Below are 6939 nucleotides of genomic sequence, written 5' to 3'. Positions count from 1 at the left end.
GACTGCCAGGGAGAGTGCGTATATGTGCGTGCGTGCCAGGCGCCTGCGATATAACCCGGGGTGTTTGTCGCCGGCCCAGGCGATCACGAACAGGATCGAGATGTAGGTGATGGAAATGAGGACCAGCAGCCAGGCACTAATCATGGTTACGCGTTCCCGACAGTATCAGCAGGTTGGTGCATCACGCTAACGAGTTATCACTCGGCGCAGACGGTTTCATACAGGGGGTCTCCGGGCTCGAGCAGTTTAAGGTTATCCACTCGCGGGCTTCCGTCAGATCCCAGAGGTACCAGTTCCCGGGTCGCACAGTTAATGATGTGAACGCGATGAGAAACCGCGTCTGTCATCTTCTGCTCGAAGCGATAGAGGGTAAACCGGACGATGTCTTCGCTGCTGGTATCACGGCTGATACTTTTGGTGTCGACCGTGGAAAATGCGGTGACGTAAGGGAGCACGAAGGTCCATGGGCGCCACAGGATGCCGTCGGATTCGGTGCTCACAACCACCGCTTCGTCCGGCAGACGTGCTTCTTTCTGGTCGAACCAGCTGTATTCCATGTAAATGAGATAGCCGAGCATGCCCGCGCCGGCAAAAACGGGGATGATCCACTTCGGGGCTTTGTTTCGAGTGGCGGCGCGAATACCCAGTGCAATACCAGCAGCGCCAAGGCCGCAAACTACAGTAGCGACAAATGTCCAGAACATATTATGACTTCCTCAAAAAAGAACGGGCTTCCTCATTGAGGAAGCCCGTTCAGTATCAACCTGTCAGTTCATCGAACAAATCAGGCTGAGATGTTGCTTAGTGGTCTTGAGCCTGACCGGCACCACGTGGGTAACGGACGCTTTCAACCAGTTCCTGAATCTCAACGGGCGGTTCTTCAGTTGCGTTGGATACAATGAAGGCTACCGCAAAGTTGACGATTGCACCAACCGCGCCGATTGACAGCGGGGAGATGCCCAGCACCCAGTTTTCAGGAGTGTCTGGCAGGTTAGCTGTACCCGGGATGAACAGCCAGCCCTTGTACACGAAGATGTATACCAGGGTGAACGTCAGACCGCTCAGCATACCAGCGATGGCACCGGTATTGTTCACGCGCTTGGAGAAGATGCCCATCATCAGCGCCGGGAACAGGGATGCTGCCGCGATACCGAAGGCCAGGGCAACGACCTGTGCCGCAAAGCCTGGAGGGTTCGCCCCAAGGTAGGTGGCAACAACGATCGCAACGGCCATCGATATCCGTGCTGCGAGCAGCTCGCCTTTCTCCGAAATCGCCGGATTAATGGAACCCTTGATCAGGTCGTGACTGACCGCCGAGGAGATCGCCAGCAACAGACCGGCCGCTGTGGACAGTGCTGCTGCGAGACCACCCGCTGCGATCAGACCGATGACCCAGCCTGGCAGGTTGGCGATTTCCGGGTTGGCCAGTACCAGGATATCCCGGTTAACGACCAGCTCATTGCCGTTCCAGCCGCGGGCTTCAGCCGTAGGCGCGAAGGCTTCGCTGTCGTTGTAAAGCTGGATACGGCCGTCTTCGTTCTTGTCGGTGAACTGGATAAGACCAGTTACTTCCCACTCCTTGATCCAGTTCGGACGCTCATCGTACTGGATGGGCTCCGCTGAGGTGCCGTCCGGGTAGATGGTGGTCATCAGGTTCAAGCGAGCCATGGAAGCAACCGCCGGCGCAGTCAGGTACAGCAGGGCGATGAATACCAGAGCCCAGCCTGCGGACCAGCGTGCGTCAGCCACCTTGGGTACGGTGAAGAAGCGGATGATAACGTGTGGCAGGCCTGCAGTACCGATCATCAGCGACAGGGTAAACAGAACCATGTTCAGTTTGTTGTCGATATCGGCGGTGTACTCATTGAAGCCGAGGTCGGTGATAACCTGGTTCAGCTTGCTGAGGATCGGCATGCCGGAATCCACGTGAGTCGAGAACAGACCCAGACCTGGAATCGGATTACCGGTCAGTTGCAGGGAGATGAACACCGCAGGAATGGTGTAGGCAACAATCAGTACGCAGTACTGTGCCACCTGGGTGTAGGTGATACCCTTCATGCCACCCATTACTGCGTAGACGAATACCACAACAGCCGCGATCATCAGGCCAACGGTGGAATCAACTTCGAGGAAGCGGGAGAAGGCAACACCGGCACCAGCCATCTGGCCGATAACGTAGGTTACAGACGCCACGATCAGGCAGATAACCGCTACGAGGCGGGCATTCTTGCTGTAGAAACGGTCGCCGATAAACTCGGGAACCGTAAACTTGCCAAACTTCCGCAGGTACGGAGCCAGCAGCATGGCCAGCAGAACGTAACCGCCAGTCCAGCCCATAAGGAAGGTGGAGTTGGCGTAGCCACCGGCAGCAATCAGACCTGCCATGGAGATAAACGATGCCGCGGACATCCAGTCGGCGCCGATTGCTGCGCCGTTGGTGATCGGATGAACACCGCCGCCGGCAACGTAGAAGTCACTCGTGCTTCCGGCCTTGGCCCAGATAGCAATTGCGATGTAGAGGAGGAATGAGCCCCCTACGAAAATGATGTTAATGGCAAATTGGCTCATTCGTTCTTACTCCTCGTGCACGCCGAATTTTTCATCGATCTTGTTCATGCGCCACGCGTAGTGGAAGATCAGAGCGATGAACGTGAGGATGGAACCTTGCTGGGCAAACCAGAAGCCCAGATCAGTACCACCAATCGGAATACCGGCAAGCATCGGACGGAGCAGAATTGCAAAGCCGTAAGATACCAGGGCCCAGACTATCAGGCTCCCGAATATCAGGCGCAGATTCGCCTTCCAGTACGCTTCAGCATCGTAGCTATGACCTGCTGACATAGGATCACTCCTGTTTTGTTGTTGTGGAGGTTGGGTGGGTTTTTGGTGAGGCACTTCTGTTAGAGAATTTATTATTCATATAAGTACTTCTCCGACTAGTTGTCCCTACTGACTTTACTGGTCAAGCGATTTATAGATATTGGCAAAAGGTCTAATTCTCAGTAATTTGGCGTGACGTCGGTCTATAAATGCGATGTTCCGCCAGGCATCGATTCAGAAACGATGCATGTTTTGCAGGCGCCGATGATAATGGAGCTTGTCGTAAAGCCCTTTGAGTGTTTTTACCCCTTCCGACCGCGCCTTATTAAGTGCGACCAGGGTAAGCTCGGCTGTAGCGAGAGCATCGGAAGCGGCGTGGTGACGTTCGCTGACTTCAAGGCCGAAATAATCGGCCCAGTTGTCGAGTCCTTTGCCACCGGTCTTGGTGTTTGGAAAAAATGCAGGCATCAGGTCGGCCACGTCCATCCAGGTATGAGGCTGGGTATAGCCAAGCTGCGCCTTCAGGGTCTTTTCCAGAAATTTCTGATCGAACGCCGAGTGGTAGGCCAGGATCGGGTCGCCGTTCATCCACTCAAGAAGATAGAGAAGGGCATCCTCGATTTCGTGCCCCTGGGTCAGCGCCTCGGGCCCGATCCCGTGAATGAGCACGGTTTCGCGGATGTCGAGCTCCGGACGCCTGAGGATCAGGTCGAACTGGTCGCCCAGATGGATAATGCCGCCGCGGATGGCGACGGCCCCGATAGCGATCACCTCGTCCTTGGAGGGGTTCAGTCCCGTGGTTTCAAGATCCAGCACGATCAGACGGCAGTCCGTAAGCAACTGTTCTCCTGGCGTTTTCGGGTTGGGCAGATTGCCAGGATCGTGGCTGCCGATTTTTCCGCCCCGGCGATGCTCAATCCATTGTTTGATCTGTTCCAGCATGTCTCGCGCCTGAAGGTCAGAGTTGGTAGGTAACTTCGAGTTTCTGTTGCAACCGCTGCGCCTGCCTGAAAGATTCCCGCAGGATTCGACGGTCGAGTGGGTTCAGATCGTCGGGATCGATGTAGTTGGTGAGCTCCTCTCCCTTTGCCAGCATTTCCTGGTGGGCCCGCATGCGGATCGCCTGGATCAGGCTATAACCTTCCTTCCAGGCGTTGGCATCTTTCGGATCGAAGACGCCCTTTTTCGCCAGCTCATCCATGCGCTCCAGCGTGTTCGCTGTCTCAACGCCATTCGCCAGGGCGAAAACCCGCACTGCCTCAACAAACGGCGCCAGGCCCTGACGCTTGAGGTCCAGTGAGTGCTTGTTGCCCTCGGATATATAGCGGAAATTGCGGAACATGGTGAGCGGCGGCTTCCGCTGGAACGCATTCCCGGCAAGCATTTTCTGGAACAGGGCGTTTTTCCGGATCCGCGTGAGGATCTTGTCCAGAAGATCGTTCAGCGGCTCGGTTGGACCGTAGATAGCCCTCATATCAAGAAAAATTGAGGAATACACCAGGTTCTGGGGCGTGGAGGCATCAATGAACCGGATAAACCAGTCGTCCCACTCCTTGTCACTCAAGCAGAGTTTCGGGTTGCTGGCCATGATGTTGCCCTTGCACAGGGTGAAGCCACATTCGGCCAGTTCGTCGTTTACCTTTCGCGCAAAGGGCAACAGCTTTTCCCGGACCTGTTCGGCGGTCATCCCTTCCGGCGTCTGGAACAGTATGCCGTTGTCCTGGTCGGTCAGCAGGGTCTGCTCCTGGCGGCCCTCGCTGCCAAACGTCAGCCAGGAGAAGGGAATGCCCGGGTCGTTCTTCTTGATGTTCAGTTCCAGGACCCGTCTGACGGTTACATCATTGAGCGTGGTGATGATCTTGACCACCTGCCCGGAGTCGGCGCCGTGGGCGAGCATCGCATCCACCAGGCGTGATACGTCTGTTCGCAGGCTGACCAGGGTGCGCAGGTGGGTGGCCGTGCCAATGGTGCGGGCAAGGTTTACCAGGTCCACGCGCTGCAGGGAGAACAGGTCTCGTTCCGAAACCACGCCAATCAGTTTACGGTCATCGTCGATGACGCAAAGATGCGCAAAATGATGCTCCGCCATCAGCATGGCAGCTTCGAACGCATCCGCATGGGAGGGAAGGCAGCAGGGATTCTTGGTCATTACCTGCTGTATGGGTGTATCCAGGGGGCCGGTGCCCTCGGCGATCATGGTGCGAAGGTCCCGCAGTGTGAAAATGCCGGTCGGGATACGGTTTTCATCGGTAACGATAATGCTGCCGACGTTGTTTTCGTGCATTCGGGCCACGGCTTTACGCACCGGCAGATCGGGCGAGCAGACAATCGGATTGCGCAGGGCATAGCGTTCAAGTGGCGTATCGAGGGACGTGCTGGACCCGATTGAGGCCATGGCACTTGACTGTATGCGCCGGTTCACCTGATCGAGCAGGCTGCTGACGCCCCGCAGGCAAAAATCCCGGAAAGGTTCGCTTTCAGCAAAGAGTGTAACGAACGCTGTCTGCCCGATGCTGAGGCAGAAGGTGTCGCCGTCTGCCCGATGCAGGGTTCTGGTTGGCCGTTCGCCGATCATGGCGGCGAGGGGAAAGCACTCGCCTTGGCTGATCTCGAAGGTCGTTTCCGTGCGGTCTTCTTTGTCGTTGTGGCGCTCGCCACGAATCCGCCCCTGTTTGACCACGTAAAATCGTTTAACGACATCCTGATCCGGAGACAGCACGATATCGCCATCGGCGTAGAACTGGATGGAGGCGTTCTCCGCGAAATGCGCAAGATGGGAGTCATCCATGCTGGAGAAAGGCGCGTGTTCCCGCAAAAACGTCATGATGGCGCGGATGTTCTGCGGGCGGTCATTTTCCTGGTGCGCTGAGGCCATGTCCGTCGTCACTCGCTGGTTATTATTGTCCGTCTGAAGTGTAGTGTAGCCAAAGCATCTGTTGCCCTACGATTTTGGTCGCAATAAGTCTGACATAGATCAGTTTTCTTTAAGGCCGGTTACCCAGGTGGTAAAGTCGGTCTCTGAAACAGGTCATTAATTGTAACGCCATGACTACCAAAGAAGAGCGCCTCAGCTTCCTTGAGGAAATGAAAGACGTCCGGCGTATCCGCAAGCCCAACCGGGCCGAGGTGACAACGCCCCGGGAACTGACGCCAGGTCATCTGGAACGTCAGCGGGCGGCTGTTGAAAAGCCCGCGCGGGACACCAATCCCCTGACTTCCGACATGGTAGAGCCGCTTACGGCCCACGATATCCTGAGCTGGCAGCGGCCAGGCATCCAGCACGGCGTATTTCGAAAGCTCCGGCTGGGCCAGTATCCGATCGAAGCGCGCCTTGATCTGCACCGTATGACCGTTGAGCAGTCCCGTCGCGAAGTCTTCAGGTTCATCGGTGATTGCGTGCGCTATGGCCTGCGGTCGGTCATCATTCTTCATGGCAAGGGCGAGCGTAATCCTGATGGTATCGCCCAGTTGAAAAGCTACCTCGCCAAATGGTTGCCGGAGCTGGACGATGTCCTGGCCTTTCATTCGGCCCAGAAACACCATGGTGGTACGGGGGCTGTTTATGTCATGGTGCGAAAGAGTGACCGGGATAAGCAGCATAATCGTGAACTCCACGGCAGCCGTTAGGGCTGCCAATCCCAGGTATTCCTTAATAAGAGCCGCGGTGGCGGCTGAACGGAGGTTATCGTCGTGAAAAAAGCTGTATTGGTTGTATTCGCCGTACTGGCACTGGCGGGCTGTAAGGATCGAGTTATCTGGAACGACAACGGCAAGGTTGAAGAGGCCACAACGGATCGGGAGGTCTGGGACTCAAACGGCAAGATGGAGTCCGGCGAACGCAAGATCTGGGTTAACAAGGATGGCGAAGAAGTCGTCAGATAGGACTCTGGTATCTGCCATAGGGGTAGCGACAATAATAAATCCGGAAACAACACCGGATGCAGGTAAAGGAGAGGGTTGGGATGGCCGTGAGCCTGACAGTCAATGGCGACGAGCGGTCGCTGAACATTGAAGGGGATACGCCTCTTCTATGGGTATTGCGTGATGAGCTGGGGCTCAAGGGAACTAAATTCGGTTGCGGCGCGGGCCTCTGTGGTGCCTGCACAGTTCACCTGAACG

General features: G+C 56.2%; 8 protein-coding genes. 3 read left to right on the top strand and 5 right to left on the bottom strand.

From position 1 onward, the window contains the following. Nucleotides 1-197 precede the first annotated feature (197 nt). From B2W52_RS02380 to B2W52_RS02360, 5 genes are all read right to left on the bottom strand, one after another. Nucleotides 198-704: a hypothetical protein gene (locus tag B2W52_RS02380; RefSeq protein ID WP_008172925.1), complete on the bottom strand. Its 507-nt coding sequence runs from the start codon at nt 702-704 to the stop codon at nt 198-200. Between the two features lie 97 nt (nt 705-801). After that, nucleotides 802-2568: a sodium:solute symporter family protein gene (locus B2W52_RS02375; RefSeq protein WP_008172924.1), complete on the bottom strand. Its 1767-nt coding sequence runs from the start codon at nt 2566-2568 to the stop codon at nt 802-804. Nucleotides 2569-2574: 6 nt separating this feature from the next. Beyond that, nucleotides 2575-2841 (bottom strand): DUF4212 domain-containing protein, encoded by a 267-nt coding sequence (locus tag B2W52_RS02370; RefSeq protein WP_008172923.1) that lies wholly within the window; start codon nt 2839-2841, stop codon nt 2575-2577. Nucleotides 2842-3054: 213 nt separating this feature from the next. Further along, nucleotides 3055-3762: a 3'-5' exonuclease gene (locus B2W52_RS02365; protein ID WP_008172922.1), complete on the bottom strand. Its 708-nt coding sequence runs from the start codon at nt 3760-3762 to the stop codon at nt 3055-3057. Between the two features lie 16 nt (nt 3763-3778). Beyond that, nucleotides 3779-5695 (bottom strand): putative nucleotidyltransferase substrate binding domain-containing protein, encoded by a 1917-nt coding sequence (locus tag B2W52_RS02360; protein ID WP_008172921.1) that lies wholly within the window; start codon nt 5693-5695, stop codon nt 3779-3781. Between the two features lie 170 nt (nt 5696-5865). Here B2W52_RS02360 and smrA point away from each other — a divergent pair, with 170 nt between their 5' ends. The 3 genes from smrA to B2W52_RS02345 all read left to right on the top strand — a co-directional run. After that, complete coding sequence (gene smrA / locus B2W52_RS02355) at nt 5866-6447, top strand: DNA endonuclease SmrA (protein ID WP_008172920.1); 582 nt, start codon at nt 5866-5868, stop codon at nt 6445-6447. A 63-nt stretch (nt 6448-6510) separates the two neighbouring features. Next, nucleotides 6511-6702, top strand: a complete 192-nt coding sequence (locus B2W52_RS02350) for a membrane lipoprotein lipid attachment site-containing protein (protein ID WP_008172919.1) — start codon at nt 6511-6513, stop codon at nt 6700-6702. Nucleotides 6703-6782: 80 nt separating this feature from the next. After that, a partial coding sequence (locus B2W52_RS02345) for a (2Fe-2S)-binding protein (RefSeq protein ID WP_286801116.1) occupies nt 6783-6939 on the top strand: 157 nt, incomplete at its 3' end.

It is taken from the genome of Marinobacter sp. UBA2498 (genome assembly GCF_002341575.1).
Classification (GTDB): domain Bacteria; phylum Pseudomonadota; class Gammaproteobacteria; order Pseudomonadales; family Oleiphilaceae; genus Marinobacter; species Marinobacter manganoxydans.
This window is presented reverse-complemented; position numbering and strand designations above follow the sequence as displayed.